Source organism: Streptomyces sp. NRRL S-1022 (assembly GCF_000720135.1).
Taxonomy (GTDB): Bacteria; Actinomycetota; Actinomycetes; order Streptomycetales; family Streptomycetaceae; genus Streptomyces.
In genome coordinates, this window is the sequence record NZ_JOIU01000037.1 from 1 (window position 1) to 15,428 (window position 15,428).

General features: G+C 73.1%; 13 protein-coding genes and 2 tRNA genes. 2 read left to right on the forward strand and 13 right to left on the reverse strand.

The window, feature by feature from the left end; all coding sequences use genetic code 11:
* Positions 1–39 precede the first annotated feature (39 nt).
* Positions 40–1,839: a DEAD/DEAH box helicase gene (locus IG05_RS0136910; protein WP_030348479.1), complete on the reverse strand. Its 1,800-nt coding sequence runs from the start codon at positions 1,837–1,839 to the stop codon at positions 40–42.
* Positions 1,840–2,052: 213 nt separating this feature from the next.
* Positions 2,053–3,501, reverse strand: coding sequence for an MFS transporter (locus tag IG05_RS0136915; RefSeq protein ID WP_030348480.1), 1,449 nt, complete (start codon positions 3,499–3,501; stop codon positions 2,053–2,055).
* Positions 3,502–3,690: 189 nt separating this feature from the next.
* Here IG05_RS0136915 and IG05_RS48090 point away from each other — a divergent pair.
* Together IG05_RS48090 and IG05_RS0136920 are read left to right on the forward strand one after the other, a co-directional pair.
* A tRNA-OTHER gene (locus tag IG05_RS48090) sits at positions 3,691–3,788 on the forward strand.
* 18 nt (positions 3,789–3,806) lie between these two features.
* Positions 3,807–3,878, forward strand: a tRNA-Cys gene (locus IG05_RS0136920).
* Between the two features lie 67 nt (positions 3,879–3,945).
* Here IG05_RS0136920 and IG05_RS0136925 read toward each other — a convergent pair.
* The 11 genes from IG05_RS0136925 to IG05_RS0136975 all read right to left on the reverse strand — a co-directional run bounded on the left by IG05_RS0136925 (position 3,946) and on the right by IG05_RS0136975 (position 15,198).
* Positions 3,946–4,365: a hypothetical protein gene (locus IG05_RS0136925; protein ID WP_030348481.1), complete on the reverse strand. Its 420-nt coding sequence runs from the start codon at positions 4,363–4,365 to the stop codon at positions 3,946–3,948.
* A 140-nt stretch (positions 4,366–4,505) separates the two neighbouring features.
* Positions 4,506–4,715, reverse strand: a complete 210-nt coding sequence (locus tag IG05_RS0136930) for a DUF397 domain-containing protein (protein ID WP_030348482.1) — start codon at positions 4,713–4,715, stop codon at positions 4,506–4,508.
* Positions 4,712–5,587 (reverse strand): helix-turn-helix domain-containing protein, encoded by an 876-nt coding sequence (locus tag IG05_RS0136935; protein WP_030348483.1) that lies wholly within the window; start codon positions 5,585–5,587, stop codon positions 4,712–4,714. Before IG05_RS0136935 ends, IG05_RS0136930 begins: the two co-directional genes overlap by 4 nt.
* Positions 5,588–5,693: 106 nt before the next feature.
* A complete protein-coding gene (locus IG05_RS0136940; protein ID WP_030348484.1) occupies positions 5,694–6,851 on the reverse strand; it encodes an SUKH-4 family immunity protein in 1,158 nt (385 codons plus the stop codon).
* Between the two features lie 167 nt (positions 6,852–7,018).
* Positions 7,019–7,147, reverse strand: coding sequence for a hypothetical protein (locus IG05_RS50110; RefSeq protein ID WP_267883337.1), 129 nt, complete (start codon positions 7,145–7,147; stop codon positions 7,019–7,021).
* A complete protein-coding gene (locus IG05_RS0136950; protein ID WP_030348485.1) occupies positions 7,144–9,453 on the reverse strand; it encodes a xanthine dehydrogenase family protein molybdopterin-binding subunit in 2,310 nt (769 codons plus the stop codon). Before IG05_RS0136950 ends, IG05_RS50110 begins: the two co-directional genes overlap by 4 nt.
* Positions 9,450–11,306 (reverse strand): 2Fe-2S iron-sulfur cluster-binding protein, encoded by a 1,857-nt coding sequence (locus tag IG05_RS0136955; RefSeq protein WP_030348486.1) that lies wholly within the window; start codon positions 11,304–11,306, stop codon positions 9,450–9,452. The genes IG05_RS0136950 and IG05_RS0136955 overlap by 4 nt, the downstream gene beginning before the upstream one ends.
* Complete coding sequence (locus IG05_RS0136960; RefSeq protein WP_030348487.1) at positions 11,303–12,196, reverse strand: FAD binding domain-containing protein; 894 nt, start codon at positions 12,194–12,196, stop codon at positions 11,303–11,305. Before IG05_RS0136960 ends, IG05_RS0136955 begins: the two co-directional genes overlap by 4 nt.
* Before the next feature lie 272 nt (positions 12,197–12,468).
* Positions 12,469–14,106, reverse strand: coding sequence for a beta-N-acetylhexosaminidase (locus IG05_RS0136965; RefSeq protein ID WP_030348488.1), 1,638 nt, complete (start codon positions 14,104–14,106; stop codon positions 12,469–12,471).
* 199 nt (positions 14,107–14,305) lie between these two features.
* Positions 14,306–14,596 (reverse strand): DUF3039 domain-containing protein, encoded by a 291-nt coding sequence (locus IG05_RS0136970; protein WP_030348489.1) that lies wholly within the window; start codon positions 14,594–14,596, stop codon positions 14,306–14,308.
* 29 nt (positions 14,597–14,625) lie between these two features.
* Entirely contained in the window at positions 14,626–15,198 is a 573-nt protein-coding gene (locus IG05_RS0136975) for a YqgE/AlgH family protein (RefSeq protein ID WP_030348490.1), read from the reverse strand.
* Positions 15,199–15,428 lie beyond the last annotated feature (230 nt).

Sequence of the window (15,428 nt, forward strand, 5' to 3'; positions counted from 1 at the left end):
GGTGGGCGGGTGGGAAGGAACCGCCGACCCGGCGGAGCGTCACCGCATGCGGGTGGCCCACTCCTGCACCTTGGCGATCCGCTGCCGCAACTGCCCCGCCGTCGCCTCCGCGCTCGGCGGCCCCCCGCACACCCGCCGCAGCTCGGTGTGGATCACCCCGTGCGGCTTGCCGCTCTGGTGGACGTACGCGCTGACCAGCGTGTTGAGCCGCTTCCGCAGCTCCATCATCTCCTTGTGGCTGACCACCGGCCGCCGCTCGGCCGGCAGCTCCAGCAGGTCCGCCTCACTGTCCGGCTTCTTCCGGCTGTGCGCGATCTGCCGTGCCTGCCGCTTCTGCAGCAGCAGCTGCACCTGGTCCGGCTCCAGCAGCCCCGGGATCCCGAGGTAGTCCTGCTCCTCCTCGCTGCCCGGGTGCGCCTGCATGCCGAACTCGGCACCGTCGTACAGCACCCGGTCGAACACGGCGTCGGACTCCAGCGCCTCGAACGGCAGCATGTCCTGTTCGCCGGTGTCCTCGTCCTGCTCCTTGTTCGCCTCCTCCATCTCCTTCTCGGATTCGGCGTACGGGTCCTCCTCGCCCTCTTTCTTCGGCTTGTCGAGGGCGTGGTCCCGCTCCTTCTCCATCTCGTTGGCGAAGGTCAGCAGGTCGGGCACGGTCGGCAGGAACACGGACGCGGTCTCGCCCCGCCGCCGGGACCGTACGAAGCGCCCGACGGCCTGCGCGAAGAACAGGGGCGTCGAGATGGTGGTGGCGTACACGCCGACCGCCAGCCGCGGTACGTCGACGCCCTCGGACACCATCCGCACCGCGACCATCCACCGGTCGTCACTCGCGCTGAAGTCGTCGATCCGCTTCGAGGCCCCGGTGTCGTCGGAGAGGACGAGCGTCGCCTTCGTACCGGTGATCTCCCGGATCAGCTTGGCGTACGCCCGCGCGGAGTCCTGGTCGGAGGCGATGACGAGCGCACCGGCGTCGGGGATGGCCTTGCGGACCTCGGTCAGCCGCTGGTCGGCGGCGCGCAGCACGCTCGGCATCCAGTCGCCGCGCGGGTCGAGGGCCGTACGCCAGGCCTGGCTGATCGCGTCCTTGGTCATCGGCTCGCCGAGCCGCGCGGCGACCTCGTCACCGGCCTTGGTCCGCCAGCGCATGTTGCCGCTGTAGGAGAGGAAGATGACGGGGCGGACGACCCCGTCCGCCAGGGCGGACCCGTAGCCGTAGGTGTAGTCGGCGGCGGACCGCCGGATCCCGGCGTTGTCCTCCTCGTACGTCACGAAGGGGATGGGGTTGGTGTCGGACCGGAACGGCGTACCGGTCAGCGCGAGCCGCCGCGTGGCCGGTTCGAAGGCCTCCAGACACGCCTCGCCCCAGGACTTGGAGTCACCGGCGTGGTGGATCTCGTCCAGGATGACGAGGGTCTTGCGCTGCTCGACCCGGTTGCGGTGCAGCATCGGGCGCACGCCCACACCGGCGTACGTCACGGCGACCCCGTCGTACTCCCGGCCGAGCGGCCCCGCGCTGTACTCGGGGTCGAGCTTGATCCCTATCCGGGCGGCCGCCTCCGCCCACTGCTTCTTCAGGTGCTCGGTGGGCGCGACCACGGTCACCTGCTGCACCACGTGGTGGTGCAGCAGCCAGGAGGCGAGCGTCAGCGCGAAGGTCGTCTTGCCGGCGCCGGGCGTGGCGACGGCGAGGAAGTCACGCGGCTGCTCCTGGATGTACTTCTCCATCGCGCCCTGCTGCCAGGCACGCAGCTTGCTGGCGGTACCCCACGGGGCCCGGCCCGGGAAGGCGGGCGAGAGGTGGTGCGAGTGAGCGGTGGAGGCTGCTGAAGTAGACATGTGTGTGGGCCCGAAGGGCCCTCCGTTGGAGGTGGTGGCGGGTGACGGGCGGGCGGTAGTCACGGTCTCCGTGCGGGGTAGGGCGGCTACGTATGACAACCGGGCCACCCTACCGGCGCCGCCGTGCCGTCAACGCGCGAACGAGGCCGGGTCGCCCTCGGGTGGGAGGCACGTCACAGCAGCCGCACGGACCCCGCCGTCACCGACCGTGACTCAGCGCGCAGGCGCACGCTCGCGCAGGCGCCGCGTCACCCAGGCCCCCACCAGCGCGACCGCCGCCATCGGCAGGAAGACGGCGGCGAAGGCGGCGGGGTGCCCGCTGCCGGCCGCCGAGGCCGTGGGGGCCGCCGTACTGCCGCCGCCCAGGGCCGCGAAGGCCGCGCCGGTCGCCGCCAGCAGGACGACGTTGGCGAGGGCGTCGGAGATCTGGAGCGCGGCCGAGTTCGAGCCGGCCTCCTCGGGGGCGGACAGCTGGAGCAGCAGCACGCTGGTGGAGGAGATCACCAGTCCCATGCCGAAGCAGCCGACACCCCAGGCGACGGCCACGGTCCACACCGGCACGGCGTGCACGAGCACACTCGGCGCGGTGACGATCGCGATGGCGACCAGCACCATCCCGATGGTCATCAGCCGCTCCCGGTACGGCGCCATGCGCGCCCGGGACTGTGCGAACGAGCCCAGCGCCCAGGTCACGCCGCCGGCCGCCAGCGACAAGCCGGCGAGGGTCGGCGACAGGCCGCGCTGGGTGACCAGCATCAGCGGCACGAACGATTCGGCGGCGACGAAGGAACCGGCGGCCAGGCCGCGCAGCAGCACGACGGAGGGCAGGCCGCGGGCGGCCCGGTAGGTGCCGCGGGGCAGCAGTCCGAGCACGGCGGGCACGAGGAAGGCGGCACCGGCCAGCCCCGGCACCAGGGAGAGGGGGCGCAGGTCCTGGGCGGCGTACTGGAGGAGCCCGGCGCCCAGCGAGATGCCGAGCGCGAGCCGGATCCGCCGCCGGTCGAAGGAGCCGGCGCCGGCCTCCTCGTCCACCGGGCCCGACGCCCTGCGCCGTATCTGGGGCAGGGCGAGGGCGAGCGGGAACACGACGAGGACCGGGATGCCGAGGAACACCCAGCGCCAGCCGAGGTGCTCGGTGACGGTGCCGGCGGCGAGGGGGCCGACGATGGACGGTACGACCCAGCCGGCCGCGAAGGACGCCATGATCGCGGGGCGTAGCCGATCGGGGTAGGCGCGGCCGACGACGACGTACAGCGCCACGATGACCAGTCCGCCGCCCAGCCCCTGCACGGCCCGTCCGAGGATGAACACCCACATGACCTGCGCGGTCCCGGCGACGACGAGCCCCGCCGCGAAGGCGCCGATACCCGTGGTGAGAGCGCCCAGGGGACCTCGCCGGTCGGACCACTGCCCGGCGAGCACCATCCCGAACAGGCTGGTCGTGAAGTACCCGGAGAACGCGAACGCGTACAGCGCCAGTCCGTCCAGCTCTCGCGCGGCCACCGGCATCGCCGTCCCCACGGCGGTCGCCTCGAAGGCGATGAGCACCACGACGGACACGATCCCGACACTCAGCGCCCGGTACGCCCTGCTCAGCACACCGCCGTCCTGCTCGACGGACGGATCGAGGACAGCGGGCTCACGGGATCCAAGGGCACTCATGCCCGTCAGAGTAAGCCGCGTTCCCCTCTTTGACCCCTGTCGGAAGTCCGACCCCGGACTACGCCCTTGGTCGTACACACGGTCGTACACACACCCCGCTTCATGAACGGCGTATGGCAGTCCCGTTGCAGCACCCCCGCCCCCCTTGAGCCCCTCGGAGCCCGGCCCGTACGTTCTTCTCACGAACACGGCCGTGTGCCCGAGTGGTTCAGGGACTCGCCCGCGCTGCATCCAACAGCGAGCTCCGCTCGCGGGGAGTCACGTGGGTCCGATCCCCACCACGGCCGAGAGCAACAACCGAACACGGCCGTGTGCCCGAGTGGTTTAGGGACTCGCCTGCAAAGCGAGTTACGTGGGTTCGATTCCCGCCACGGCCTCCGAAGCCCGAACCAGGGCGATACGAAAGGGCGGCACCCAGGGGTGCCGCCCTTTCGCTCGTCCGAGTCAGCGGGTACCCGGCAATCGGTTCAGGTTCCGAGGGTCCACGTCGTCCAGATCCTGGGGCTGCACGAAACCGTCGCCGTCGGCAACTCCCGTCCGCTGCGCCACATCCCCGGTGTCGACCTCACGGAGGGACCCGTTTCTGGTGCGCTGCCAGTACTTCCCCTCGGCGTCACGGAAGGCAACGCTGACGCCGACGACGTGCTCCATGACCTGCGCGGCATAGGGGACCGCGTCCACGTACGCGCTGGCGATCACGGGTTCGGGCGTGGGCGGGAGGATGACACGATCCTGCCAGTGAATCGGGCGATCGCTGAAGTCGACCCAGACGAAGATCCTGACCTCGTAAACGGGTAGACGTGAGCTGTTGACCAAGTGAATGTCGGGAAAGAAGTCCTCGCGTCTGTAAGCCACGCTGGTCACCAGGAGGTCCGGGCGTCGCGGCTGCCAGTGCTGCCCATGTCCCCACGGCGCCGGCCCACGCGGCGAGATCTGCACTCGCCGGCATCAGCCCTCCGTCGGGTGGCACCCCGTGCGGGATGCCGACCCTTCCGTTCGTCGCTTCAGCTGCGGGAGGCGTACGAGACGAAGTCCGTCCAGGCGCGCGATGCAACCGCGAGCTGCGGGCCGGCGAGGGACTTCGAGTCGCGGATGTGCACCGTGCGGGGAGTGGTGGCCACCTCGACGCAGGACTCGCCGTTGGTGCCGCTGCTGTAGCTGCTCTTGAACCACGCCAGTTCGGAGGGGTGCCCGGCGGAGGCCTCGCGCGTCATGTCTCTCCCAGCAGTTTCTGGATGAAGGCGAGCGACTCCCGCGGTGGGAGAGCTTGCGCCCTGATCGTGCCGTACTGCAACTCCAGGATGCGGAGCTGCTTCGCGTCGGAGACGGGCCGGCCGTTGAACAGGCCGTCGGAGCGGCCCACCACCTTGCCGTCCGAGAACTTCAGCAGCTCGATCTTTCCGTCGAGTCCCGGGTGGGCGTCCGTGTCCGTCGGCATGACCTGGAGCGAGACGTTGTTCAACTGCCCCACTCCCAACAGGTGTTCGAGCTGCCGTTGCCACACCATTGTGCCTCCGACCCGGCGGCGCAGCGATGCTTCTTCCAGGACGAAGTGGATGGACGGGGCCGGTGTGCGTTCGAAGACCGACCGCCGGGCCAGTCGAGCGGCCACCATGCGGTCCACGTCGTCCGGCGAGTACGGCGGCTGCGCCGCCTCGATCAGGGCCCGGGCGTGCTGCGGTGTCTGCAAGAGCCCGTGGACGCTGTTGCACTCGTAGACGCCGATCTCGACGGCCTTGGCCTCCAGCTCCGCCAAGGCCCGCACCTTCTTCGGGTAGCGGACCTTCTGTACGTCCTCCTTCATCGCCGAGAGCAGGCCGCCGGCCCGCAGGACGTCGTCGGCCTTGTCCAGGTACTCGGGCCTGGGGATCCGCTGTCCGCTCTCGATCTTGTAGATCATGTCCTCGCCGTAGCCGACGGCCTTGGCGAAGTCGCCGGCCCGCATGCCCACGGCTTCCCGGCGCAGTTTCAGCTGCCGTCCGACCGTGGTGATGACGGCGACGCCCCACTCGTCGTCCGGGTCCACCTCCCAGCCCCGCTCGCTCACCTCGTCCTTGAGCGGCTCCGCCTCCACGCCGACCGTCATTCGCGCCCCTCCGTCACCGTGCGTGCCGACACCGTCACGCCTCACGGTAGGGCGGTGCGGCCACGCTGAGTGACCGGAACCCGGAAATGCACCGGGACGAGGTGCCTCAGAACAGCCCGCCCGCCTCGTCCTGGAACAGATCCGTCCAGTAGTGCCAGGTGGTGTCCGGGAAAGTGCCCGTGGGGTCGAGGGTGTTCAGGGTGTGGATCATGGCGGCGACCAGGTGGTCGTAGGCGTGGGTGGCCAGTTCACGGCCCAGGTGGGTGTCGATCGTGCGCTCGTGGTGGATGAGCCAGAGGGTGAAGGCCAGGGTGGAGACGTCGGTGTTGAGGGGGTGGAGGGACGCCTCGGGCTCGTCGAAGGTGAGGACCGCGCCCGTCCGGCCGTCGACCACCAGGCTGGTCTCCTCCAGGAGGTGGCCCAGGCGGATCAGGTGGTCGCAGTGGGCCGGGAGCCGGCCGAGGGGGTACTCGGGGCGTTCCTCGGTGAAGTACTCGCGCAGCGTCGGCAGCGGGACGTCCGTGTCGGCTCGGAAGAAGACCGTCTCCTCCGGCAGTCCCGTCTCGCGCAGGAAGCGGCGGGTCGGCTCGTGGGTGAGCGTCGCCGGGAAGTCGACCTCCTCGAAGCGGGCCACCCGGCCCTGCCCGAACTCCTGCTCCAGGAGGCGCGCGGGGACGTCGAGGGTGAGGCCCGAGGCCGTGCCGGGGCCGGCGACGAGGGAGAGCGGGCGGATCAGGGCGGCCGCCTTCCAGTACGGCGGGACCCGGCCGTCCGTGCCCTCCGCGAAGAGGGTGAGGAGACGGCGGGAGGCCTCGGCCGCCGTCCTGGGGCCGTACTGGCCCGCCAGGGAGGCGAAACGGCCGCGCAGGCCCGCCAGTTCCTCGGTGACCGCGGCGAAGCGCAGCAGCGTGGTCAGGGAGGGTGCGAAGGGGCGGGCGCCGGACGGGTCGAAGAGGTAGGCCGTGGTCAGCTCGCCGGTGGCGCCGTCGAGCAGGATCGACTCGCGCTCCATGCCGGCGGGGGTGAGGAGTTCACCTATCACCAGGCGGCCGCGCAGTTCCTCGGCCAGGCCGAAGGGGCCCTCGGCCGCGTCGGCGAGCGTGCGCAGGCCGTGGGTGCGCAGCGGGGAGAAGGTGAGCAGGTCGGTCTCGGCGGGCAGGCCGGTGCCCGTGAGCAGGCCGCGGGTCGGCGTGTGCGTGACGAGCCGGTCCAGCTCCGCCTCGGTCAGCGTGATCACCGGTACTCCGGCGTCGGTCGTGCTCATCGCTCCCCCGCGATCTTCCCCGTGCGTGACGGGCCGGCGCACACCGTCGTACGCGGTCCCCGGGCAGGTGCCCCCACCGCTCAGCACACTACGCCGCCCCACTGACAACGGCCCTCACGAGGGAAGACGCCGAGCGACGCCGGCCCGTTGCCCGTCCGTGGGGATCGCTAGGTGAAGTAGATCCCGCCCAGCACGACGGCCAGCGCCGCCACCGCGAACACCAGGATCCACAGGGCCAGCTTGCCCACTCCGGGCGGTGGTTCGTAGCGGTGCTCGTCGGGCGGCGGTGTGCTCATCGGTCGGTCACCACGGCCGCCTGCGGGCGGATCGGCAGGCGGTTGACCGGGCGGCCGGTGGCGGCGCGGACGGCGGAGGCGATCGCCGCCGGTGCCGTCACGACCGGGACCGCGCTGACCGACTTGGCGCCGAAGGGGGCCACCACGTCCCGTTCCTCGACCAGTTTCACGATCCGGATGTCGGGGGCGTCCAGGGCGGTCGGCAGGGCGTAGCCGGTGAGGTCGGGGTGGCGGATCAGGCCGCGGGGCGTGCGGAGGTTCTCGGTGAGGGCGATGCCCACGCCCTGCGTGACGCCCGCCTCGATGCGCGCCGCCAGCTGCGCCGGGTTCAGCACCCGGCCCACGTCCTGGGCGACCGCCAGCTCCACCACCCGGACCGAGCCCAGCTCGACGTCGACGTCCACCACCGCGCGGATCGCGCAGAAGGCGAGGCCCACGAAGGCGTCGCCCTGGCCGGCGGCGTCCAGCGGCTCGGTGGGGTGCGGGCGGCACTGGGCGGTGGCCCACAGCTCCTTGCCCTCCAACGCCTCGGTGACGGTGGTCGACAGGACGCCGTCGTACGAGGTGATCTTGCCGTCGGTGATCTGGAGCAGCTCGGTGGACATGCCGAACTTGTGCGCGAGCGGCTGGAGCAGTTGCGTGCGGACCATCTTGGCGGCCCGTTCCACCGCGCCGCCGGACACCCAGGTGTGCCGGCCCCGGCAGCCCCCGCCGGCCGGCGGCTGGTCGGTGTCGACCGGGGCGACGTGGACCTCCTCGACGCCGAGGGTCTCCTGGACGATCTGCCGGGCCAGCGTGGTGAAGCCCTGGCCGGTCTCGACGGCCGCGCACAGCACGGTCGCGATGCCGTCGTGGACCTTGACCGTGGCCGTCGACACCTCGTCGGCGCCCTCCGCGCCGAGCATGTGCACCATGCCCAGGCCGTAGCCGACGCCCCGGCGCACCGCGCCCGGTTCGCCCGCGCCCTCGGGGCCGCCGGGCAGCAGCCACTCCTCCTCGGGGGTGTCCTTGGGCAGCGCCGGGAGCGGGAAGTCCCGTACCGCCTGGAGGAGTTCGGCGACCGGGGCCGGGCAGGTCACGGTCTGGCCGATCGGCAGGACGTCACCGGTGGCGAGGACGTTGCGCACGCGCAGTTCGGCCGGGTCCAGGCCCAGCTTCTTCGCCAGCTTGTCCATCTGCGCCTCGTAGGCGGCACACACCTGCATGGCGCCCTCGCCGCGGACGTGGCCGGAGGGCGGGTTGTTGGTGCGGACGGCCCAGCCCTCGATGAAGGCGTTGGGGACGACGTACGGGCCGCACGCGAAGGAGACGGCGGCGGCGAGCACCTCGGCGGAGGTGTCGGCGTACGCGCCCGCGTCCAGCAGGATCTGCGCCTCGACCTTCACCAGCTTGCCCTCGGCGTCGGCGTGGTGGCGGTAACGCAGCAGGGTGGGGTGGCGGTGGGCGTGGCCGAGGAAGGACTCCTCGCGGGTCGCCGTCAGCTTCACCGGGCAGCCGGTCTTCAGGGCGAGCAGGCCGAGCGGGAGCTGGAAGCCCTGGTCCTCGCGGTCGGCGGTGGCGCCGGGCACCCCGGTGACGACGATCTTCACTCGATCGGGGGGCAGGCCGTAGCAGGCTGCGGCGGTGTTGCGGTCGGTGTGCGGGTCGGTGGAGGCCAGGTACAGCTCCACCCCGCCGTCGGGGCGGGGCACGGCGAGGCCGGCCTCGGCGCCGATGGGGGCCGGGTCCGCGCGGCCGATGCGGTACTGGCCCTCGACGACGACCTCGCCGACGGCGCCCGGGTCGCCGTGGTGCAGCGGGATGTGCCGGATCAGGTTGCCGTCGGGGTGCAGCGGCTCGGCCTCGAAGGCCCGCTCGGGGTCGATGACCGGGTCGAGCACCTCGTACTCGACGATGACGGCGGCGGCGGCCATCCGCGCGGTGTCCGGGTGGTCGGCGGCGACGGCGGCGATGGGCTCGCCGTGGTGGCGTACGACCTCGGAGGCGAACACCGGCCGGTCGGGCGTGCCGCGGCCGTGGCGGGGCGTGCCGGGCACGTCCTCGTGAGTGATGACGGCGCGGACGCCGGGCATCTCGCGCGCGTGGGTGGTGTCGATGGAGACGATGCGCGCGTGCGCGTGCGGGGAGCGCAGCACGGCCGCCCACAGCAGGCCCTCGGCCCACAGGTCGGCCGCGTACGGGAAGGTGCCCTCGGTCTTGGCGCGGGCGTCGGCGTGCGGCAGGGAGGCGCCGATGCCGTGCGGCGGCGGCTCGGCCGCGGGTGCGGGTTCCGCGGCGGTGGTCGCGGTGCCGGCTTCGTTGCTCACGCCTGGCCTCCGTCCTGGCCGTAGTGCTGGTCCTGCGGTCCCGGCGGCGTGCCGTACGCGTCGGGCGTGCCGTACGGGTCCGACGGGTCGTAAGAATGCGTCGGGTCGTACGGTTCCGGCGGGTCGTACGGGTTGGGTGTCCGCGGGGTGTCGAAGGCGCCCGGTGCCTCGAACGCCGACGGGTGGACGCCGCCGGAGCCGGGGCCCGCCTGGTGCGGGATGCGGGCCTCGTCCGTCTCGGGCTCGCCGCCCGCGTGGGACGCCTCGCGCTCGGCGACGACCTCCTGGACGGCCTCCAGCACGCCCCGGTAGCCCGAGCACCGGCACAGGTTGCCGCACAGGGCCTGCCGGGTCTCCAGCTCGGTCGGCGCCGGGTTGCCCTCCAGCAGGTCGTGCACGGTCATCGCCATGCCGGGCACGCAGAAACCGCACTGCACGGCACCGCACCGGGCGAGCGCGCGCTGCACGTCGGAGGGCTGCCCGTCGGCGGCGAGACCCTCGACCGTACGGACCTCGCTGCCGGCCGCGGTGACCGCCGGGACCAGGCAGGAGGCCACCAGGCGGCCGTCGACCTGCACGTTGCAGGCCCCGCACTCGCCCTGGGAGCAGCCGTCCTTGGCGCCCGCGAGGCCGAGCCGTTCGCGCAGCACGTACAGCAGGGACTCGCCGATCCAGGCGTCGGTGACGGGGCGGTCGGCGCCGTTGACGCGCAGCACGTAGGAGGCGAGGGGGTGGTCGTCGTGCGCCGGCGGTTCGGGCGTCTCCTCCCCGGCGTCGACGGAGGCGTCATCCTGCCCGCGCGGGGCGTCCTCTTCGGTGCCCGCGCCGTCGGAGTGGCCGTCGGGTACGGCGGAGCCGGCCGCGGCCTCGGGGTCCTCCGGGTCGCTGCCGGGGGCCTCGGGGGAGGCGATGCGCTCGGCCGTGGGCGCCGTCGCGGCGGGCTCGGAGGCGTCGGCGGGGCCGGCCGGCCGGTCGTGGCCCGCGGGGCCGTCAGCGGGCCGCTCAGGGGCTTCGGCGAGGCTGTGGGCCTCTGCTTCCGGCGCCGTACCCGACTCGGCGGACGCGACCGGTTCGGCGAGTTCGGCGGTCTCGGCGGACAGTCCCGTACCGCCGGGCGTGTCGGTCTCCCCGGTGTCCCTGGCGTTCCTGGCGTCCCCGGTGTCCCCGGTGTCCTCGGTATCGGCGTAGTCGCCGTACCCGTCCGCCGGGCCGTACCCCTCCCGCGGACCGTACGCGTCCGGCGCACCGCCCCGCGGTTGGTGGCCGGCGGCGTCGTCCGGGTCCGGCGCGGGGGCGGGGGCGGGGGCGGCCGGCCTGTCCCACGCGTGGCCCGCGCCGTCCGTAGCCCAGGGCGCCGGCGCGCCGCCGGGCAGCGTGGCCGGCGGGGTGCCCCACTGCTCGACCAGCGAGGACGCGGTGTACTCGCCGGACTCGTCCGGCAGCTCGCCCCCGGCGACCGGGATGGACCACTCTCCGGTGACGTCGTGTCCCGGCGCGCCCGGCGCCGCGGGCTCCTCGAAGGTCCAGTGCTGGGTGGCACCGGGCCGGTACGTGAACCGGTCGTCCGCGGCCTGCGGCGGGGCCGGTACGGCGTTCGGGTCGGGCCACCGGGCGCCGTCGTCGGGCGCGGGCCACGCACCGGGGGTGCCGTCGGTGTGCGTGGCCGTTATCCGCGGCGGCACGTAGCCGTGGCCGGGCGCGGCCAGCGGGCTGTCACCGGACAGCAGGGCGTCGATGCCGCCCTCGGGGAGTTCGACGAAGGCCGTGGCTCCGTCGTCGTAGTCGCCCTGGGGCAGCGGGTTCCAGCGTCCGCCGCCCTGGGGCGTGCCCTCTCCGTGCTGGTCGTCGGTCACGACAGCGCCCTCCCCAGTGCTCGTCGGGCCAGCGCGGCGACGGTGCGCCGCAGGTGCAGTACGGCGGGCGGGAGCGGGGTCACCGAGCCGTCCGGCTCGGGGGCCGGGTCGGGGATGCAGGCCGCGGCGACGTACTCCCCGAAGGCGTGCAGGGCCTCCGGGACGAGGGCGCGGTCGTTGTCCCAGTCGATCAGCTGGGCGACCCACTGCTCGGCCTCCAGCGGCCTGAGCGGCATCGGCGCTATGGCTCCCACGGCGCAGCGCACGCCGCGCCGGGCCGGGTCGAGGACGAGCGCCACGGAGGCCAGCGCGCGGCCCGGTCCGGTGCGGCCGGTCGCCTTCAGGAAGACCTGCGGGGCGTGCAGCAGCGGCACGCGCACGTAGCCGATGAGTTCGCCGCCGCGCAGCATCTCCACGCCGGCCAGCAGGTGCGACACCGGGATCTCCCGGCGGGCCCCGCCCGGGCCCGCGATGATCAGCGTCGCTTCCAGGGCGGCCAGCACCGGCAGCGCGTCCCCGGTGGGGGCGGCCGAGGCGATGTTGCCGCCCAGGGTGCCGGCGTTGCGGATGTGCGGCGGGCCCGCGGCGCGCGCGGCGGCGGCGAGCGCCGGGATCAGGGCCGCGAAGTCGGGGCGGCCCATGCGCGCGTGGGTGAGGCCGGCGCCGAGCAGCGCGTGGCCGTCCTGGTACTGCCAGCCGCGGATCTCGCTGATCCGGCCGAGGCCGACCAGTGCGGCGGGCCGGAGCTGCCCGGAGTTGACGGCGGCCATCAGATCGGTGCCGCCCGCCACGGGGACGGCGGTGGGCATGGCGGTGAGGGCCGCCACGGCCTCGTCCAGTGTCGTGGGCAAGGTGACGGCCTGCGCCGCCTGCGGTGCGTGCGTGGTCAAACCGGCTGCCCCTTCCCGCTGCCCCACCTGGTCCCGCCTGTGCTGCCGTACGGTACGTGCTGACAGGGCGGACGACGCAACTCTGGCACATCTTCGCAACGCTCGAACGCGGGGGTCCGCTAGGAGACATTCGCCCATCTCACCGGGGAGATGGTCCGTTTTCGTACGGCATCACCAGTGCGCACGGATTGCCACTCTTCGGTGACGCTGCCGGGTTTTTCCGTTACCTGTTCGGGGCGGCGGCGGTCGGGGGCGGTGACCGTCCGGGGCGGTCACCGGTTCGGGGGCGGCCCCTCGATCGGGCGGCCCGGCACGCCGGGGCGGCGCTGCCAGGGGCGGGGACCGGCGGCCGGCCGGTAGGCGACGCCGAGGGCGTCAAGTCGCCGGTAGTGGGCGGTCATCCGGCGTTCGAAGTCCGCGTAGTCGCGCTCGGCCGGGGCGGGCAGCGCGCTCCAGGCGACCTCGGCGAAGGCCGCGAGGCGGGGGAAGGCCTGGTAGTCCACGCGCGCGGCGTCTTCCAGCACCTCGGTCCACACGTTGGCCTGGGTGCCCAGCACGTGCCGGGCCTCCGCCTCGTCGAGCCCTTCCGGGACGGGCTCGAACCGGTAGACGTCCTCCAGGGTGCGCACGAAGCCGATCGGTACGGGCTCGTCCTCGCCCGGGGCCTGACGGTGGTCCAGGTACACGTACTGCTCCGGGCACATGACCACGTCGTGGCCGGCCCGCGCGGCGGCGATCCCGCCCGCGTAGCCGCGCCAGGAGGAGACGGCCGCGCCCGGCGCGAGCCCGCCCTCCAGGATCTCGTCCCAGCCGATGAGGCGGCGCCCGCGCGCGGAGAGCCAGGCGTCGAAGTGCCCGATGAACCAGGACTGCAGCGCGTCCTCGTCGGCGAGGCCGAGGTCGGCGATGCGGGTCTTGGCGGTCAGGGACCGAGCCCACTGCTCCTTGCGGCACTCGTCGCCGCCGACGTGCACGAACGCCGAGAACTCGGCGGCGTCCGCGGGGAACAGCTCCAGGACCTCCTCGAACACCCCCTCGTAGAACCGCAGGGTGGCGTCGGTGGGGGCCAGCACGTTGGACGAGATGCCCCAGGTGTCCCAGACGGAGAGGGCGGCGGTGTCGACGACGTCGGTGTTGCCGAGTTCGGGGTAGGCGGCGATGGCGGCCTGCGAGTGGCCGGGTACGTCGATCTCGGGGACGACACTGATGTGCCGCTCGGCGGCGTAGGCGACGATCTCGCGGATGTCGTCGTGGGTGTAGTACCCGCCGTGCGGTTTGTCGTCCCACAGCGGTGAGGCCCGGTGGCCGAATTTCGTCCGCGCCCGCCAGGAGGCGATCTCGGTCAGTTTCGGATAGCGCTCGATCTCGATGCGCCAGCCCTGGTCGTCCGTCAGGTGCAGGTGCAGGACGTTGAGTTTGTGCGCGGCCATCAGGTCCAGATAGCGCAGCACGCCCTCCTTGGGCATGAAGTGCCGGGCCACGTCGAGCAGGAGGCCCCGCCAGCGGAACCGGGGCGCGTCCTCGACGGCCTGCTGCGGGACGCCGGGGGCGGTGTCCGGACGGACGGGGGCGCGCCGGAAGGCGTCGGGGCCGAGCAGCTGGCGCAGCGTCTGCGCGCCCCAGAACACGCCCGCCGGTCCGCCGCCGCGGATCTCCACGCCCTGCCCGGCGGCCGCGTCCAGCCGGTACGCCTCGGGCGCGAGGGTGTCGTCCAGCAGCAGCCGTATGCCGCCCCGGGCGTCCCGCGGCCCGGGGCGCAGCGGCAGGCCCAGGGCGGCGCCGAGGGTGGCGCGCAGCCAGCGCTCGGTGCGTTCCGTGCCGGGGCCGGCCCACAGCGTGGTGGCTTCGCCGAGCGGCACACCGGGCCCCGCGGGCCCGTCGACGGCGCGCGGCGCCGGAATCAGTTCCACGACATCAGCCCCTCACCGCATTGCACCGTGTGCAACGCCTCCGTCACCCTGTGCACCACCGCATCCGACGACAGGCTAGGGACCGGGCCGACGCCCCACAAGAGGTCTGGACCACTTGACGGCCGGAAAACGCGAAGATCCCCGGGACGTGCCGGACGCACGTCCCGGGGATCCGACCGCCGGCGGGCGGGCCGGTGGCCTACTTCTTGTCGCCGCCCTTGCCCTTGCCCTCGTCGCCGCCGCTGCCCATGGACTCGTAGATCTCCTTGCACATGGGGCAGACGGGGTACTTCTTCGGGTCGCGGCCCGGCACCCAGACCTTGCCGCACAGCGCCACGACGGGGGTCCCGTCGAGGGCGCTCGCCATGATCTTGTCCTTCTGGACGTAGTGGGCGAAGCGCTCGTGGTCGCCGTCGCCGTGGGACACCTGCGGCGTCGGCTCTACGAGGGTCCCCGTACCAGTCCCGCGCTCGGGCTCAAGAGTGCTCATAACAGCCAGGGTACTGAAGCTCACACGCATCAGTTGAGCGAAGGGTCGTCCGGATACGTGGCCACCATCGCCAGTTCGTTGCGCTGGCGCCGCAGCACCTCGCGCCAGAGCCTCTCCGGGGCCGGCGAGGACACGTCACCCGGTTCGGACTCCACGACGTACCAGGCGCCCTCCACCAGCTCGTCCTCCAGCTGACCCGGGCCCCAGCCGGCGTACCCGGCGAAGATCCGCAGGCTGCCCACGGCCGAGGCGAGCAGCTCCGGCGGTGCCTCCAGGTCGACCAGGCCGATCGCGCCGTACACCCGCCGCCAGCCGAGGGGGGCCCGGTCACCGTCGGCGCCGCCCGGGATGACCGCCACGCCCAGTGCCGAGTCCAGCGACACCGGGCCGCCCTGGAAGACCACCCCGGGCTCGCCGGCGAGTCCGGCCCAGTCCTCCAGGATGTCGCCGACGACCACCGGAGTGGGGCGGTTGAGGACGACACCGAGGGAACCCTCCTCGTCGTGGTCGAGAAGGAGCACCACCGCACGGTCGAAGTTCGGGTCCGCCAGGGCGGGCGTGGCCACGAGCAGCCGCCCTGTGAGCGAGGACACCTCGGTCATGCCAGACATGATCCCGCATCTTCCCCCGGTGTGGGGACCCAATCGGGCGCCCCGGAGTGAAGGCTGCTCAGGGCGCATCGAAGCCGGGGGGCGCACACCCGGACGCCGGTGACCCCATGTGCCCGATAGGGAACGGTTCGTGTTGTGACACACCTATGACGCGACTGGGTGGTCCTCGGGCTTACGGGCGGGGGGTGATCGGCGATTACCCTGTCTTCCCGGCCCCTGCG

Coding starts and splice junctions, on each gene's coding strand:
- IG05_RS0136910 (WP_030348479.1), bottom strand. CDS start 1,839: ATGTCTACTTCAGCAGCCTCCACCGCTCACTCGCACCACCTCTCGCCC.
- IG05_RS0136915 (WP_030348480.1), bottom strand. CDS start 3,501: ATGAGTGCCCTTGGATCCCGTGAGCCCGCTGTCCTCGATCCGTCCGTC.
- IG05_RS0136930 (WP_030348482.1), bottom strand. CDS start 4,715: ATGACGCGCGAGGCCTCCGCCGGGCACCCCTCCGAACTGGCGTGGTTC.
- IG05_RS0136935 (WP_030348483.1), bottom strand. CDS start 5,587: ATGACGGTCGGCGTGGAGGCGGAGCCGCTCAAGGACGAGGTGAGCGAG.
- IG05_RS0136940 (WP_030348484.1), bottom strand. CDS start 6,851: ATGAGCACGACCGACGCCGGAGTACCGGTGATCACGCTGACCGAGGCG.
- IG05_RS50110 (WP_267883337.1), bottom strand. CDS start 7,147: ATGAGCACACCGCCGCCCGACGAGCACCGCTACGAACCACCGCCCGGA.
- IG05_RS0136970 (WP_030348489.1), bottom strand. CDS start 14,596: ATGAGCACTCTTGAGCCCGAGCGCGGGACTGGTACGGGGACCCTCGTA.
- IG05_RS0136975 (WP_030348490.1), bottom strand. CDS start 15,198: ATGACCGAGGTGTCCTCGCTCACAGGGCGGCTGCTCGTGGCCACGCCC.